This is a genomic window from Paraeggerthella sp. Marseille-Q4926 (assembly GCF_916618935.1).
Lineage (GTDB): Bacteria > Actinomycetota > Coriobacteriia > Coriobacteriales > Eggerthellaceae > Paraeggerthella > Paraeggerthella hominis.
On record NZ_CAKAKF010000004.1, the window covers coordinates 63153 to 79126 of the forward strand.

A 15974-nucleotide genomic window follows, 5' to 3' on the forward strand; every position below is an offset into this window, starting at 1 on the left:
CCTCACCACTCCCTTACAGTTTCTCGATCATGACCGCAACATCATTGAAAGCCTGGTTTGCAATCATGGAGTTGTAGTCCTTCGAAGACAGGTTTGCAAAATGACCATCGATGAAATCGTCTTTCTGCCAGCTGCGTCCCGACGAGATCATCTTGCGCGGCAAACCAGCGCTGATAGCCGCCTTCATGACCACATACCCGTTATCGTTGGATAAGCGTACGGTATCGCCCTCTGCAATGCCCAGCTCAGCCGCGTCATCGGGGTTGATACGCACCACCGGCTCGCGCTCGAACTCGCGCACGTAGCCGCATTCCCACCATTGCGTATGGGTATGAGTGCGCATGTGCTCGGACAGCAAGCTAAACGGATACGTCTTCCGATACTCGCGGTCCTCGCCAACGTAGACGGGAGTCTCCCAATGCAAACCGCGCTCTTTCGAGATGTCGAAATCGGTCGTAGCAACGTTGTTGGGAACGGCAACCTCCTGGTACAGCTGAATGCGCCCAGTTTCCGTAGGCAGCGGATCGGCGGAGCCCAGCTTGTCGCCTTCCGGATAGATGCGAACAGCGCCCTTCGCCTTGATGTTCTCAAGCGTGCAGTCCAAAGACTTCCAATACTCGGAATCCAGAATGGTCTCGGCATACTCGTCTTCCGTGCACCAGAACTCGCCCAAACCAAGGCGATCCAGAATATCGCCAAAGATTTGGAAGTCAGGCTTCGATTCGCCCTGCGGCTCGACGCACTTTTCCTGCCACAAAAGATACGGGTGAGAAGAGAACAAGAAGCCGATGTCCTGCTGCTCGAACCAATGAGCGGCGGGCAGCACGATATCCGCGTACTTGCACGTTTCGGTCATGCACATGTCGGCCACCACGACGAACTCGAGAGCATCGATCCAGCGTGACGTATAATCGTTGCTGCACATGGTCACAAGCGGGTTCGAGCAATGGATGTACGCGCTTTTCACCACGTAGTCCTCGCCCTTGAACTTGCCCGTAGTGAACACCTCTTCGAACACCGTCGTATCCAGATGTCCCGAAATGCCCGGAGCCGCCTCTCCTGCGGAATTAACCGGATAGCAGGCACCTTTGATGTTGGAGAACAGCATCTGAGGCAGGTATTCCTCGCTCTGGCCGATCGCAGCACCAGGCTTGCCAGCATTGCCAGTCAGCAATCCGACCAAATATACCGGCCAACCAGTGTAGTGTGCGTTGCGATAATGGTTCAAGCCTTGCATGATTTCGGTCGTCACCGGACCGTCCTCGTGATACACGCGTGCCAGCTCTTGAATGTCCTCTACGGAAACGCCGCACACAGCAGATGCCGCTTCGGGCGTCCAAGCGGAAATGTAACTCATAGCATTCTCGTACACCGTTTGAACCACAATGCCCTCGATGGGAGCCACGTTCTTGAGCGCCGGATTCTGAGCCTCGCTGAACGCAACGGCCTTGCTCGCAGCTTCGTCCCATACGGCAGGCGGGCTGATAACCTTCGGCTTGCCCGTAAGCGGGTCAACGTCGCCCTCGGTCGGCTCAACGCCCAGATCGCTCATGCGTAGGTACATGCCATCTTCCTTGATGAGCAGGCCACAGTTGGTCTTGCTGCGCAGCGTATCCTCATCCACCCAACCGTTCCCGATCAGCACGTTCAAAACACCTAACGCGAGCGCACCGTCCGTACCGGGCTTGACGGGTATCCACCAATCGGCCTTGGCCGTGTTCGGGTTGTACACCGGATCGATCACGATAAGGCGCGTCCCGTTTTCCTTTGCCTCCATCATGAAGTGCAGGGTATGAGGGAGCGAAATAGCAGGGTTGTTGCCCCAAAGAATCTGCGTTTTTGCATTCTTACGATCAGTAAGCTCATTGCCCAGATCAGCTCCACCATGAGCACGCGACGCGCCGTATCCCGTTCCTACGTCAACATCTAGGCCGGCGTCGGTGCATCCAAGAATGTTCTCGAACCGCACAACCGCACCTGCCGCGTTGCAACTACCGCTATACAAAGCATAGTTTCCCGATCCGTAAAAAAACATGATGGACTTCGGGCCGAATTGCTCGCGATAGCTCTTCCACTTCTCAGCTATGGTATCGAGCGCCTCGTCCCAGCTAATGCGCTCAAAATCGTTCGAACCACGCTCTCCCACGCGTTTCATGGGATACAGCACGCGCTCCGAACTGTACATACGACCCACGTGCGTCAAGCCACGAGGACAGATGCGGTTGTACTCCGTGTTCGGCATATCGCGCGCCGACGTACGCACCACTTGCCCGTCGCGCACGTGCACATTCAAAAAGCAGCCGCCGCCGCAGTTACCACGGCAGACACCCGGGTAAAGCTGCGTCTCGGGGGCTTCCTGCTTCTTGTCCGTTTCCTCCAGATTCTTGGCCTGCGGGCTGCAGCCAACCAGCGCGCCCGTTGCAGTGAGCGCCGCCGCGCCCTTGATGAAGCTTCTGCGGGTGAAACCATGCGTTGCATTTTCAGCCATGCTTGCTCCTCTCGTTCTCTCCCCACGACCTCTCGGCCGCACCGTTCTTGTGCTGCGAACAGCAGGGAGGGAGGCCGTCCTCAGCACAAGATGGAAAGTCTCGCTTCCCCCGACTTTCCCTTGCTATGCACTCTACGGATCATTGAAAATTATTGCGATAAACCGAAAATAAGTTTTGCGTTAAGAAGATATTAACCGGATATTAATGACTAGATTAATAAGATTAAATGGTGCATCGAGGATGCGAAAAGGTGCCGGACAATCTCGCCAAGCAAGAAAATCCGCCTAAGACCTGGCCAGATCGTACTCATAGCCAGCGGGGCGGTAGACTTCGCAGAACTGCTGAGGGGTCATAGCGGCAACGGGAGATCCGACAAAGTCCCGCACGTTTCGAGTCACAATGAGATCGACTCCATGTCGAAAAGCAGCCCAGGCGACCATTGCATCTTCAAAATCGCCCAGAGGATCGACCAACGCGTGACGAAGGTCAACCTCCGTCACATCAAGGACGCTTACGACGTCAACTAAATTCTGGAGCGCCGAAATGGCTCCCGGCTTTGAAGCGTATTTACGAGCAGAAAGAACGTACTGAACCGTGGGCGCCATCGACGCGGTCATGAATGGCTCGAACCGCTTCAGCAACATCACGTCCAACGCCTGGAACGAATAAAGCACGTCTTCGGTCGCTCCTAAAATGTCAACTATGACATTAACGTCAAGAAGCACTTTCATGAGCGCAACCCCGGTCCGTGCTTTTCTACCAGGTAGTCGCGATATTCCTGCCGTGCGTCAACTCCACGAGGCAAGTCGACCACCCCCACCAGCGAACGAAGCTTCTCGCGGCGCTTGGACACTTCGTCGCATGCACCCGCATCGCCACGCATCCACTCAGGCACACGTTGCTCTCGCTCCAAATACTCATAGAGGCATCGAACGGCTTGCGTCGTCGACACCCCTTCGCGCGCCAAAACTTGACCTCCGCGACGCTTCAGGTCTTCCGGCAACCGCGCATTAATCGTTCCCGCAACAGCCATTTTCGCCTCCTTTGCTCTGCACGATCTTAACAAATTGCATTATGTAATGCAATTTGTTAAGACATAATGCCTTGCTTGATGCAGGAAACAAGCGGAGTAACGAATCTTTGGCTTCCCGCGAGCCCTTAACCCTCCACTCGATCAGCCATCTTGTAACCCACGCGCTGAACCGTTAGCAGGTACCGTGGCTCGGAAGGGTTCTCTTCGATCTTCTCGCGAATCTTGCGCACGAACACCGTTATGTTGTTGGTCGGTTTGCAGTTGGCATCGGACTCGCCCCAGATGTATTCCTGAATTTGACTGCGCGTGAACACCTTGCCCGGGTGCGCCGCCAAAAACGCCACGATCTCGAACTCCTTCGTGGTCAGTTGCACCGGCTTTCCCTTGATGCGCACCTGGTACTCTCCAAAATGCACTTCAAGATCGCCAATCTGAGCAACCCCCTCCCGATTTCTCGAGCGCGCAAAATCTATCGTGTCCTTATGACGGCGGATGTTCGCCTCGATGCGCAGCAGCAACTCCATGGCATCGAACGGCTTGGTCACATAATCGTCCCCACCCGACCGAAAGCCGATACTCTTGTCGACAATATCGCATTTCGCAGAAAGGAAAATGACCGGAATGCGGCGGCCTTCTTCGCGGATGCGCGCACACAAATCGAACCCGTTCGTTCCCGGCAGCATCACGTCGAGCAACAGCAGGTCGGGCTTTTCATGCAGAAGCATCTCCATGCCCGATTCGGCGTCTTTCGCGCCACAGAATGCGTACCCGTTCGACGTTAGAAGCTGCTCGATCGCCTGTCGCAAATTATCCTCATCGTCGATGAGCATCACCTTATACATCGTCTTCCCCCACTATCAGCCTCTTCGGCACCGTAATAACGAAAGCGCTGCCCTTCCCCACTTCGCTCTCCACCGAAATGGCGAACCCTTGCATGTCAGCGTATTCGCGCACAAGGGCAAGGCCCAGGCCGCTGCCATTGTACTTTCGCGTCGACGTGCTATCCACCTGGAAGAACCGCTCGAAAATGCGCTCCTGATCTTCGGGGGCAATACCGATACCGGTATCGATCGTCGACAGCGTTACCACTTGGCGATTTTCGTCGTACGCCACGCGCAGCTCCACCGACCCGCCGTCGGGTGTGAACTTGATGGCGTTGCTGGCCAGGTTTTCAAGCATGCGCAACGTCTTCTCGTAATCGCCGTTCACCAGGGGCACGTCCGAAGCAACCCTCGTGCGGAACGAAACCTCGTACTTGCGCGCGAGCGGAGCCATGGTGCCCTTGACCGACGCCGCCACGTCGCCCAAATCCATCGGCTCGCATGTAGACTTGATGCTGCCCGCGTCGGATCGCGCGATGTCCAGCATGTTGTTGATCATGTTGAGCAAGATCTGGCTGTTCTTCTCGATTTCCTCCCAAGACCGTCGATCGCTTTCACGCCCTGGATCGCATGTTTCGCGCGAAATCTGCGCGAACGTAATGATGGACGTCAACGGAGTGCGCAGCTCGTGGTTCACCATAGACAAAAGATCGGACTTGAAACGAGTCTCCTGCTCAAGGCTTTCGTTCAGCTTTTCCAACTTGTCGCGCTGATGCTCGAGCAGCGCATTGGCTTCCTGCAAATCAATCGTGCGAGCCTCAACCTGCGACTCCAAGTGCTCGTACATATCGCGCAGATCGCCCGCCATGTCGTTGAACCCGCCAACAAGCTGCTGCACCTCTTTCGCCGCATGCCCGCCGCCCAGTTCTGCATCCATACGGCCGCGCTTCAGCTTTCCGAACGCCGCATGCAACCCCCCTATCGGGCGCAGCACGAAGAAGGTTGTCACCACGTAGATCACCGCGCCAATGAACACGGTGATCCCCAGGAAGAACACGACGTCGCGAATCACGTTGTCGCGCAGCGTTTGCTGTTGCTGATCGATGGGAATGACAATGCTGATAGCGCCCCCAACGGAATCGAGCGTCCATCCTTCTTTTTCCTTGCCGGTAACGTCAAGCTCGCCTGCCGGTTCGCCGTGACAGGACAGACAGCTGTTATCAACCTCAAGTGCTTGCAGGTACCGGAAACGCTCTTCCCCCTGATACTCGGCAATGCCGTAATGTTCTTTCACCGACGAGTTGGCGTTGAAGCGTTCGAGCGCTTCCGCCTCGAATTCATCGGGTATGTCCTGCTCGCTGCGCGGGTTGAAATTGGTGTAGCGAATAGCGTAGTCGCTGCCGGCCGAGAATAAGCGCCCGACGCTCTTTCCAACCAATGAGCAGTGCAAACCCTTGAATTCGTACGTCCCGTCAGAAGTGTTGTTGATCACGCTTTGCGAGTTGTCCATAAACTGCCACACGGCGTCCATTTCGCGAGCAAACGTGCGGGCCTCTTCCAGCAAAGCCGCCTCGGTCTGGCGCTGCTGCGAGTAGAAATCGAACACGGCAAACGCAAGAAACGACACGCCGAACACCGCCGTCAACGCAGTTAGATAAATAGTTTTCAGACTGAAAGAGTGCTTCCCCATGCGCGTCCCCGCCCCCGTATTCGCAACGCCCCCTCGCATTGCGATGTAAACCCTAGCACAAGACTAAGAGCCACGTAAAGCAGTGCGCATCGGGCGCATGGCCGAAAACGGAAGCAGGGGAACGTGCGAACGGCCCTCGCGCGATTCGCGGCGGCACCGCAATCGAACAGCCCCGTACGTTCGTCGACATCAGCGATAAGCAGGCGATTCCTCGGTGACGTGCCGGCGCGCTGCCCGCTTGCCGCCGCTTGCCGCCGCCGCAGGGGAAGCATGCGCACGAAAAACCGCCTTCGCTGGCAGGTTTTGACGGTTTGAGGTCGTCATGTTGAGCGCTCTCTTCGCCATGGCGCTGCCCGCGTTTAGTTTTGCCTGGTCACAGCTTTGGAGTGTCGCATCGCGCTTTCGAGGGCGCTCGTCCGGCCAAGCAAAACGACCCCTAAACGTGAAAACCTGCCAGCGAAGGCGGTTTTTCGTGCGCGGATGCGCCAGCGGCGGGCCGCCGGTGCAGCCGGCCCAGGCGCGACCCCCCGTCGGCGGCTCGTCGGCGCATCCGACCCTCACGTGCAACCCCTCCAGCGGCCACCGGCGCAGTCAACCCGCAGACGCGGCACTCGACGCTACCGCTTCCTGCGCGCGCGTCCCTTTCCGCCCTTGCGATCGGATGCCTTCTCGCCGCGCATGCGACGAGCCTCCTCGCGACGTTCGCGCAGGTCAGCGGTTTCCTGCTTGAGCACTCGATAGGACGCGAACCGCTCCTTGCTGATCTCGCCAGCCTCCACCGCAGCACGCACGGCGCACCCAGGCTCGTCAACATGGCGGCAATCGCGGAATCGGCAGCCCTCGGCAATCTCTTCCACGTCCGAGAACGCGGCGCCGATGCCCGCATCGGCCTCCCACAAGCCCAGGCCGCGCACGCCGGGCATGTCCACCATGAACCCGCCGCCGGGAATGGGGACCATCTCGCGACTCACCGTGGTATGACGGCCCTTCCCGTCGTCGCGCACGGGCGTCGTTTCTTGAATATCGCTTCCCACCAGCATGTTCACCAGACTCGACTTCCCCACGCCGCTCTTTCCCAGCAGCACGGCAGTCGTATTTCGGGGCACCAGATCACGCACGGCCTCCACACTGACGGGATCGTTTTCGGAAACCACCAGCGTCTGCACGTCGGGACCCACCAGCGCGCGCACGCGATCGCGCACCTCGGCCACATGCGCTTCGTCCTCGGCAAGATCCGCCTTAGTCAGCACAACGGTCACCAAGGCACCCGTTTCGTAAGCCAGCACCAGCTCGCGCTCAAGCCGACGAGCGTTCACGTCGGCAAGGGGCTGCGCCACGAACACGCGGTCGAAGTTCGCGGCAAGCACCTGCGGAAGCGCCCGTTCGGTCGGATCTTTGCGCACGAACGCGCGCGTGCGCGGAAGAATACTGGCTATGATGCCCTTGTCATGCCCCTCCGGCACGTCCACTTCAACGAAATCGCCGATCACGGCGCGCACTTCCTCGCCCTTGACCAGCGCCGTTGCATGTTCGCATCGCACAAGCGTCCCATCGTCGCATCGCACAAGCGGATATCCACGATCAAGCTTGACTACCTGGGCCCTTTGCAAGCGTCCTCCTCTGCTCCAATCGGCACAACCGCACCCTCACCATCAAAAAAGCGCTAGCGCTGGCGCTCCCTCAACCAATAGAATACGCCCGTCATGGCAAGGCCGATGGCCACGGCCACGATACCGGGGACGAACGTTCCGAACACGAACGGATCCTGCTTTCGCTCGCCGGGCTCGATAACGGTCACAACTTCGGCATGCAAGTCCGACAGACCCTCGTGCTCCGGGCACACCAGGTGAAACGTTCCTCGCACCTGCACGATGGAGCCTTTTCTGTCGTACGCGCCGAACGTGTCTATTTTCGCCGCCGCCTCGCTCGACATGTACACCGTAATGGTTGCCGAATCGCCCGGCGACGAAAGCGTGATCCAGCGATGCCTTCCATCCAAGCCCTCTTTGATGCTATCGCCAATGGCCTCGCCCGTTACTTGCACGGTTTGGTTATCGTAATACGCGTCGGCCTCGCTCAAGTCGGCAATGGACGTATCGTAGATGAACGAGCTATCGGGAAGCTGCTGCGGATTCACCGCATTCCCGCCTTCGGCCTCTTCGGCATACGCCGTTGCAGCGGCACCGCTCGACGCAAAGCTCCCGATCAGAATGCACGCCATCAAGACCGCCGCCATCGTCCACCACGTTCTTTTCCTGTTGCACCACGGCACGTTCACGACCGATGCACCAACCTTCGGGGATCAAGCGACACGACAATTTCAACGATAAGCGCCAGAAGCGTCACGAACTCAAGACGGCCGGCCCACATTTGAAGGATGTAGAACAGCTCGAGGGTGACCGGCATACCCGGAGCCGCAAGCCCCGAAGAAATGCCGCCGTTGCTGGCCATAGCCACCGATTCGAAAATAGCCTGCGTCGCGTCGTAACCATGGGCAATGCCCACCAGCGAGCCAATCGCATACGTGACCACGTACAGCACGAACACCGTCATAGCCTCTTTCACCACTTCGGGCGAGAGAATGCGGCGACCAACGTGATTGTAGTCAACCACCACGCGCGCGGAGTCGGGCGCAAGTGCTTCCTTGATAGTTGCCACCAACGATTTCATGATAACGCCCATGCGGCTGAACTTGAAACCGCCCGAAGTGGACCCGCCGCTGCCTCCGACGGCCATCAGAATGGCCACCACCAAAAACGCGCCCGACGAAAGGGCCGTGGTCAGCTGATTTGTAGTGACGTTCTGAAATCCCGTAGTCGAGAAGGCCGAGATCACCGTGAACAAGCCGCGCCGCAGCATGGCCGGCAGGTTGGAAAACTCGGCGCTCGCGCTCAACGAAGCTGCAAAAACACAGGTCATGACCGCAATCCACAAAACCATCGTGCGAATTTCCAAGTCTTTGAAGAACACTTCGACATGGCCCTTCCACACCTCGGAATGAAGCACGAAGTTGATGGATCCCAGCAGCATAAGCAGCATGAGCACCAGCTCGATGGGCAGGGAATGATAGTACATAACGCTTTGGCTCATGGGCGCGAATCCGCCGGTCATAAAGCCGGAAATCGACAGCCACAGCGACTGCAAAAGCGCGCGCGACGGCTCCATCCCTATGAACAGGCACATGCCCGTCAAGATAACCGTTGCAATGAGGATGATGCCGACGGCGATCTTCGCAATGAACTGCGTGGTTTGGACCACGTTGGGAACCACGTGCTCGCTTCGGCCCTCGGACATATACAGGCTGGCACCCGCGCGCTTGCCGAACAGGCCGAACGACAACGCCACAACGATGAGTCCCAAGCCTCCGATCAGGTGCATCATGAAGCGCCACATGTTGTCGGCGTTCGACAGGTGATCCAGATCGGTGATGATGCTTGCGCCGGTGGTGGTAATGCCCGACACGCCGTCGAACAACGCGTCAAGGTACGTTTCGTAGTGGCCCGACAGGTGGAGGGGAATCGTGGCAACCATAGCCAGCACGATCCAAGCCAGACCGGTGACAACAAGGGCTTGCTGGCGGTTGAGCCGTCCGGGCTCTATGCGCAAAAAGCGCAGGCCAGACCCTATGATAAGAGAAACGCCAATGGTCAGCAGATAGTTGGCCGCAGGAATCCATTCCTGAAACGCAAGAGCCGTCGCAAACGGCACCAGCAGCGCCAAGGACGAGAACAGCACGAGCACGCCCAGGTAGTGGCCGATGACCCGGACATCGTATAAGGTGAACCGCTGCCACATGGTGCGCTCTAACCTCGCTTTATTCCGCAGACGCGCGGTGTTATCTCGAAGCCGATCAATCCAGCACGACCCTTACGACAATGATAAGCGTCCACAGCGCAAGCAAAAAGCAAAGCAACGCCAACATCACAACGCCGAACCCCAGGGCTGGCGTCTCGATAGCTTGGCGGATGTCCTGTTTTCTTTTGCGCATGCAGGTATTCTAGTACAAATATGCGCAACACGACACGCCAGCTCGGCAACAGCGCACAACCCAGAAAAGACGCCGAAGCGCCAGCTTTGCATATTCGCAGCCCGTTCGCAAGGGCGTTCAGCAAAGAAATCGACACCTAATCGTTAAACTTTTCACCTGCGGGGCTTGCGCAAGGGGTGTCAAGGTATAATTTCCGAATCTTTTAATCGCCCGCACAAATTTACAACCATTCGTGCGGACATGGGGTTTCCCGTCGCAAAAGCGCGCGGGACGGAAAGGAACAGTAATGGCAACGGAAGAAGACATCGACTACTCGTTGTCGCGCGTTCCTGACGAAGCGAAACAGCCGTTTTGGCGGATTCTCTTCATCAGGATCGGCGCGATCTGCTGCGTGTCGCAGCTCATGTTGGGAGCCGCACTCGGCTTCGGCTTGACCTTTTGGGACGCGTTCCTGGCAACCATGCTGGGATCGGTGCTGCTGCAGGTAGTCAGCTGGGCGCTTGGCACCGCCGCTGCCCACGAGGGCTTGTCCACCAGCTTGCTTTCGCGCTGGGCGGGCTTCGGCAAGGGCGGCTCTGCCCTGTTCGGCGGCGTTGTGGCCATCTCGATGGTCGGCTGGTTCGGCGTGCAGAACTCCGTGTTCGGCGAAGGCATGGCCAGCATCGTCACGCTGACCGACTTCCTGGGCGGCATGGAGTACCCGATTTGGGCCATCGTCACCGGCCTGGGCATCACGCTCCTGGTCGTGTTCGGCATCAAGGCCATCGCGAACTTCGCGGCTATATTCGTGCCCTTGTTCGTGATCGTGGTCATTGTGGCCGCAGCCATCATCCTGCAGAACCACTCGCTCACCGAGCTTCTGACCACCGCGCCTCCGGGACCGGCCCTTACCCTGGGCGCCGCCACCACCATGGTTGCGGGCGGCTTCATTGCAGGCGCCATCTGCACCCCCGACTACGCGCGCTTCCTGAAGAACGGCAACCAGGTGTTCTGGATGACGCTCATCGGCACGTTCGTGGGCGAACTGGGCATGAACCTTCTGGCCGTTCTGCTGGCGCACGCCATGGGAACCGAGAACGTCGTCGACATCATGATGGGCACTTCGGGCATCATCGGCGTCATCATCGTTGTGGCCTCTACGGTCAAGCTCAACGACATCAACCTGTACTCGTCCAGCTTGGGCCTGGCCACCATGCTGAACGCCCTGTTCAACAAGAAGCTCAGCCGCAACGCGCTGGTGTGGATGCTGGGCATCGTGGGCACCGCGCTGTCGGTTATCGGCATCATCAACTACTTCACCGACTTCCTGGTGCTGCTGGGCGTGGCTATTCCGCCCGTCGCCGGCATCATGGTCATCGACTACTTCGTGCTGCGCCGCAGCCGCAAGACGCTCGACGAGTCGCGCGCCAAGGGCCAGCTGCCCGCGAAGGTTGAGAACTGGAACCCCATCGCAATCGTGTGCTGGATCGCCGGCTTCGCCGTGGGCGAAATCACCAGCATCATGGCAATCGGCATTTCGGGTCTGAACTCGCTTGTTCTGGCCGGTGTGCTGTACTGGGCCATCATGAAGGCTTACGCCAGCATCAAGAAGCAGGACGTGATCACGTTCGCGGAAACGGATCAGGTCCTGTAAGCAAAGAGCATACCTCCTTGCAGGTGAAAGCCCCGCTCGCGCGCACTGCGCCGGCGGGGCTTTTCGTTTGTGCGCAAATCAGCCTGCTTGCGCGAGTCAGCCTGGAAGCACATTGTCGCCCGAAACGTACGTTTTTCGGGCTGAAAACGTACGTTTCGGGCGACAATGCAGGCGGCGCTAGCTCTCGGCGCAATGGGAAATGCCGGCGATAGTGGCAGGCCCAGCGAAAGCGCAGTTCAACCAGACTTCCCCTTACGGCAGCAGCACCAAATCGTACAAGTCGGGACGGCGATCGCGCAGATAAGGGCTGCGCTCGCGGAAGCCGTCGATCTCGTTCAAATCGATATCCGCGTACAGCACGCCTTCGGCAGGATCCTCCAGCTGCGCCACCACATGGCCGCGCGGGTTGCACACCAGCGAACGACCTGGCATCGACAAGCCGTCCTCTTCGCCGAAGCGGTTCACAGCCGCCAAGAACACCGTGTTCTCCAATGCGCGGGCAGGGGCGTTCACGTCCCACACGTCCATGTCCTCGGCGCACCACGCACTGGGGCACACCACCAGGTCGGCGCCTTGCAAAGTCAACATGCGCGCCACCTCCGGGTAGCCCATGTCGTAGCAGATCATCACGCCAACGCGCCCGAAATCAGTCTCGAACACCGGGCAGTCGCAGCCGGAACGGAAGTAGAAACGCTCCAAAGCCCACAGGTGCTGCTTGTCGTACGTACCCATGAGGTTGCCGCCGCGGTCAATGAACACGGAGCTGTTGTACACCACGCCGGTCAAATCGTACGTCAGCGCAAGACCGGCAACCACGTAGCAATTCGCAGCGCGAGCAGCTTCGCACAAAGCCGTAACCGTAGGGCCTTCCACCGGTTCGGCGAGTTCGACAATGCGAGGTCCCACGATGTTCAGCTGGTACCCCGTAGAGAACAACTCGGGGAAAATCACCAGGTCGGCGCCTTGTGCCCCAGCCTCGGCTATCATGCGGCAAGCTTTTTCGGTATTGGCGGCCGGATCGCACAGGGCGCTTTCAAACTGGACGAGCGCCAAACGCGCCGTGCGCTTCGCTTCGGTCATGAACAACTCCTTTATTGGGTGCAGATTTCGTCTTGACGGCATTATCTCATGACGAACGCAGAACGCCAAAGAACAAGCAGCCGAATGTCGGGAAGATGGACGCAGCAGGGCGAAAGCCGCAGCAAACGCGCCGCGTTATCAGCAAAAAGCTCGGAACAGACCGTCAAACGCGCGTTGGACGGCCGTACGAATTCGCGAATTCCAACACCTTGTCGAGCGACGCCATAAGATCCTCGATCTCGTCCACGCCAATCGTGTTGCAGAATTCCGTGATAAGCGCGTGCATCTCGTACTGGCACCCTTCTGCCAGCTCCCATCCACGCTCCGTCAGCTCAATCGACACGGTTCTCGCATCATCGCGCAGCCGCTCCCGCTTCACGTACCCTTTGTCTTCAAGCGGCTTGAGCGCTTGCGACAGCGAACTGGCGGGCATGCGGAGCAATCGGGCGAGCGACCCGGGACGGATCGTCTCGCCTTTCTTCTGATGGCCTGACAAAACCATCAGGACATCGGCTTCGAGTTGCGAAAGGCCCATGCGCGCCATATACGGCTGCGAACACGTCCGGTTGACCTCTTTCACCAACCGGAAAAGTTCGGTCACGATCGCTATTTCTTGAAGGGAAGCCTTCATCGGGGCCTTTCGCTTGCTCGAATCCACATACTTTGTCTAGGATAGCGGAATCCTAGCCGAAGCGGTACTCCACGCCCATGGTGGGCTGGGGGTTCTCCCACTTCTTGACGATGGTCGACCCGCAGGCTATGCGGCAGGTGCCGCACTCCAGGCAGCCGGCGTAGTCGAACGACTTCGCGCCCGACTCGTCGACCTTGTAGAGGGCCGCCGGGCACACGCGCACCAGCTTGAGGAATTCCTCGTCGTCCGGGTCGTCCACCAGCTCGATGTGGGCGCTCTCCTCGTCCACCTCGTACTTGTCCAACGCCAGGAACTCGTCGACGTTGACCGTGATCTCGCATACCTTGCTCACAGCGCCTTCACCGCCTTTCGCACCTCGCCTGCGAGCTTGAACAGCCCGCGCTTCTTCACGATGGGCATCATGCGCTTCGCGAGCGGCTTCTGGGGCTGCCCGTCCACGCTGAACATGGCGTTGAAGATCTCCCTCGCCATGGCGGGGTACTCGCCGAACATGCGGTCCCAGCCTTCCATGACGTGGGGCCACTTGCGGAAGGTCTCGAGGTCCTTGATGACGAACGAGTCCTCCATGGCCTGCTTGTACGAAGCCAGGCCCGCCGCGCTCGTGTCGCCCGCGTCCAGCGCCTTGACGGCCGCCTGCCCCGCCATCTGGCCCGACGCCACGGCGAAGTCCATGCCGCGCACCTGGTAGCCCATGTTCATGCACAGGCCCGCCGTCTCGCCGGCGATGACGCAGCCGTCGAAGACGTACTGCGGGATCATGTCGTAGCCGCCCTCGGGCACCATGTGGCCGGAGTGCTCCACCAGCTTCGCGCCGCGGATGATGGGCGCCACGGCCGGGTGGCTCTTGAAGTCCTCGAGCATCTGGTACACCGGGTACGGGTTCGACGCGTCGGCCGCCGTGGAGACGGTGGCCACGAGGCCGAGCGAGATCGAGTCCTTGTTGGTGTACAGGAAGCCGCCGCCCACATTTCCGTGCGTGCAGTCGCCCACGAACAGCATCGCCGCGCCCTCGCCCTCCGGGCACAGGAAGCGGTCCTCGATCTGGGAGGCCGGCAGCTCGAGCACCTGCTTGATGCCCACGGCCATCTGCGAGGCCTTGGGGCGCGGGTTGCCCAGGCAGCGCTCGGCGAGCACGGTGTTGCAGCCCTCGGCCAGGACGACCACCTGCGCGGTGATCTCGTCCTCGCCCGCGCGCACGCCACAGACCTTGCCGGAATCATCCTTCAAGAGCTCCTCCACGGCGATGCCGCAGATGTACTCGGCGCCCGCGTCCTCGGCCTTCGAGGCGAGCCACTGGTCGAACGGCGCGCGCAGGACGCTGTAGGAGTCCTTGCCCTCCTCCGCCAGCTCGGGGCTCGAGAAGTCCACCGCCAGCTGCGCAGAGGGATCCATGAACGCCATGCGCTCGTGGGTTATCTTGCGCTCGAGGGGTGCTTCCTGCTCGAAGTCCGGGAACACCTTCTTGAGCGAATGCGAGTAGATCCGTCCGCCCGTCATGTTCTTGGCGCCGGCGAAGTTGCCGCGCTCGACCACGAGGACCGACTTGCCGGCGCGCGCCAGCTCGTAGGCCGCCACGGCCCCAGCGCAGCCGGACCCGACGACGATCGCGTCGAAATCAGCCATGTCCTATCCTTTCTCGTCTCAGGGGGAAGGGGCCGCTTCCCGCAGCCCCTTTCGCGCCGGCTCCCTACAGGGCTGCCGCCAGCGCGGGGAGGACCGTTTTGAGGTCGCCCACGATGCCGTAATCGCACTGCTTGAAGATGGGAGCGTTCTTGTCCTTGTTGATGGCGAACATGGTTCCGGCGCGGTTCACGCCCACCATGTGCTGCATCTGACCAGAAATGCCCACGCCCACGTACACCTTCGGCGCCAGCATCACGCCGGACACGCCGATGTAGGCTTCCTTCGGCATCCAGTCCACGCCCTCGGCCAAGGGGCGCGAGCATCCGCACTCGCCCCCGATCTTGGCGGCCAGGGCGCGCATGAGCTCGAGGTCGGCCTCCTCGGCGAAGCCGCGGCCGCCGGCCACGACCACGTCGGCGGCAGGCAGGTCAACGTCGCTGGCGGGCAGGTCCTTCTCGCCCGTGACGCGCAGGGCGCGCTCGGGGGCCTCAAACGCTGCCTCCTCGACGGCGTCGGTGCCCGTGGCGGCGGACTCGTCGAACACGCCCGCGCCCACCGTGTAGACGGCCAGGCTGCCGGCCGGCTTGCTCTTGCGCTGGCCCACGCCGCCGAAGTACATGGTGGTGGCCAGGCCGTCGGCGAACTCGATGACGTCGGTGACGGCGGCGGTCCCGGCGTGCGCGGCCAAGCGGCCCGCGAGCACCTTGCAGCGGCGCGTGGGCTCGACCAGCGCCACGGACGGGGCCTCGGCGTCGGCGATCGCGTTCACGGTCGCGTACGCGTCGTCGATCGCGGAGCCGGCGGGGACGTCGACGTGGACGACCTTGTCGGCGACGCCGGTCGTCGGCTCGACGCCGGGGGCTACCAGGACGACCTCGTCGGCCATCGTGCGGGCGCCCGCGCACAGGGCGCGCGCGGCGAGCGGGGTTTCGGCTATAACGAGTGCTTTCATTGCTGCACCAACC

At 60.0% G+C, this 15974-nt stretch carries 15 protein-coding genes; 1 reads left to right on the forward strand and 14 read right to left on the reverse strand.

Annotated elements, in window-relative coordinates:
* Nucleotides 1–13: 13 nt before the first annotated feature.
* The 9 genes from LG373_RS08875 to LG373_RS08915 form a co-directional block, all read right to left on the reverse strand.
* Nucleotides 14–2488 carry a molybdopterin-dependent oxidoreductase gene (locus LG373_RS08875; RefSeq protein ID WP_225749594.1) on the reverse strand — a complete coding sequence of 825 codons (2475 nt, stop codon included), beginning with the start codon at nt 2486–2488 and terminating at the stop codon, nt 14–16.
* 285 nt (nt 2489–2773) lie between these two features.
* Nucleotides 2774–3220 carry a PIN domain-containing protein gene (locus LG373_RS08880; RefSeq protein WP_216529172.1) on the reverse strand — a complete coding sequence of 149 codons (447 nt, stop codon included), beginning with the start codon at nt 3218–3220 and terminating at the stop codon, nt 2774–2776.
* Entirely contained in the window at nt 3217–3522 is a 306-nt protein-coding gene (locus tag LG373_RS08885; protein ID WP_216529171.1) for a type II toxin-antitoxin system RelB/DinJ family antitoxin, read from the reverse strand. The genes LG373_RS08880 and LG373_RS08885 overlap by 4 nt, the downstream gene beginning before the upstream one ends.
* Before the next feature lie 125 nt (nt 3523–3647).
* Nucleotides 3648–4364, reverse strand: coding sequence for a response regulator transcription factor (locus LG373_RS08890; RefSeq protein WP_114566660.1), 717 nt, complete (start codon nt 4362–4364; stop codon nt 3648–3650).
* On the reverse strand, nt 4357–6033 hold the full coding sequence (locus LG373_RS08895; protein ID WP_225749595.1) for a DUF3365 domain-containing protein: 1677 nt from the start codon (nt 6031–6033) through the stop codon (nt 4357–4359). The genes LG373_RS08890 and LG373_RS08895 overlap by 8 nt, the downstream gene beginning before the upstream one ends.
* A 617-nt stretch (nt 6034–6650) precedes the next feature.
* Complete coding sequence (gene rsgA, locus LG373_RS08900) at nt 6651–7643, reverse strand: ribosome small subunit-dependent GTPase A (protein ID WP_114566662.1); 993 nt, start codon at nt 7641–7643, stop codon at nt 6651–6653.
* 53 nt (nt 7644–7696) lie between these two features.
* A complete protein-coding gene (locus LG373_RS08905; RefSeq protein ID WP_225749597.1) occupies nt 7697–8269 on the reverse strand; it encodes a hydrolase in 573 nt (190 codons plus the stop codon).
* Nucleotides 8270–8307: 38 nt separating this feature from the next.
* Nucleotides 8308–9828 carry a TrkH family potassium uptake protein gene (locus tag LG373_RS08910; RefSeq protein WP_114566663.1) on the reverse strand — a complete coding sequence of 507 codons (1521 nt, stop codon included), beginning with the start codon at nt 9826–9828 and terminating at the stop codon, nt 8308–8310.
* 55 nt (nt 9829–9883) lie between these two features.
* Nucleotides 9884–10021 (reverse strand): hypothetical protein, encoded by a 138-nt coding sequence (locus LG373_RS08915; RefSeq protein ID WP_216529169.1) that lies wholly within the window; start codon nt 10019–10021, stop codon nt 9884–9886.
* Nucleotides 10022–10307: 286 nt separating this feature from the next.
* Between LG373_RS08915 and LG373_RS08920 the strand changes: the two genes are divergently transcribed.
* Nucleotides 10308–11654 (forward strand): cytosine permease, encoded by a 1347-nt coding sequence (locus tag LG373_RS08920; RefSeq protein WP_225749598.1) that lies wholly within the window; start codon nt 10308–10310, stop codon nt 11652–11654.
* A 252-nt stretch (nt 11655–11906) separates the two neighbouring features.
* Here LG373_RS08920 and LG373_RS08925 read toward each other — a convergent pair whose 3' ends face one another.
* The 5 genes from LG373_RS08925 to LG373_RS08945 form a co-directional block, all read right to left on the reverse strand.
* Nucleotides 11907–12734, reverse strand: a complete 828-nt coding sequence (locus LG373_RS08925) for a nitrilase-related carbon-nitrogen hydrolase (protein WP_114566673.1) — start codon at nt 12732–12734, stop codon at nt 11907–11909.
* A gap of 163 nt (nt 12735–12897) precedes the next feature.
* Nucleotides 12898–13335 carry a MarR family winged helix-turn-helix transcriptional regulator gene (locus LG373_RS08930; RefSeq protein ID WP_181792544.1) on the reverse strand — a complete coding sequence of 146 codons (438 nt, stop codon included), beginning with the start codon at nt 13333–13335 and terminating at the stop codon, nt 12898–12900.
* 82 nt (nt 13336–13417) lie between these two features.
* Nucleotides 13418–13717 (reverse strand): ferredoxin family protein, encoded by a 300-nt coding sequence (locus LG373_RS08935; RefSeq protein ID WP_114566675.1) that lies wholly within the window; start codon nt 13715–13717, stop codon nt 13418–13420.
* Nucleotides 13714–15009, reverse strand: coding sequence for an FAD-dependent oxidoreductase (locus tag LG373_RS08940; protein WP_225749599.1), 1296 nt, complete (start codon nt 15007–15009; stop codon nt 13714–13716). The genes LG373_RS08935 and LG373_RS08940 overlap by 4 nt, the downstream gene beginning before the upstream one ends.
* 64 nt (nt 15010–15073) lie before the next feature.
* Nucleotides 15074–15961: an electron transfer flavoprotein subunit alpha/FixB family protein gene (locus LG373_RS08945; RefSeq protein ID WP_225749600.1), complete on the reverse strand. Its 888-nt coding sequence runs from the start codon at nt 15959–15961 to the stop codon at nt 15074–15076.
* Between the last annotated feature and the right edge of the window lie 13 nt (nt 15962–15974).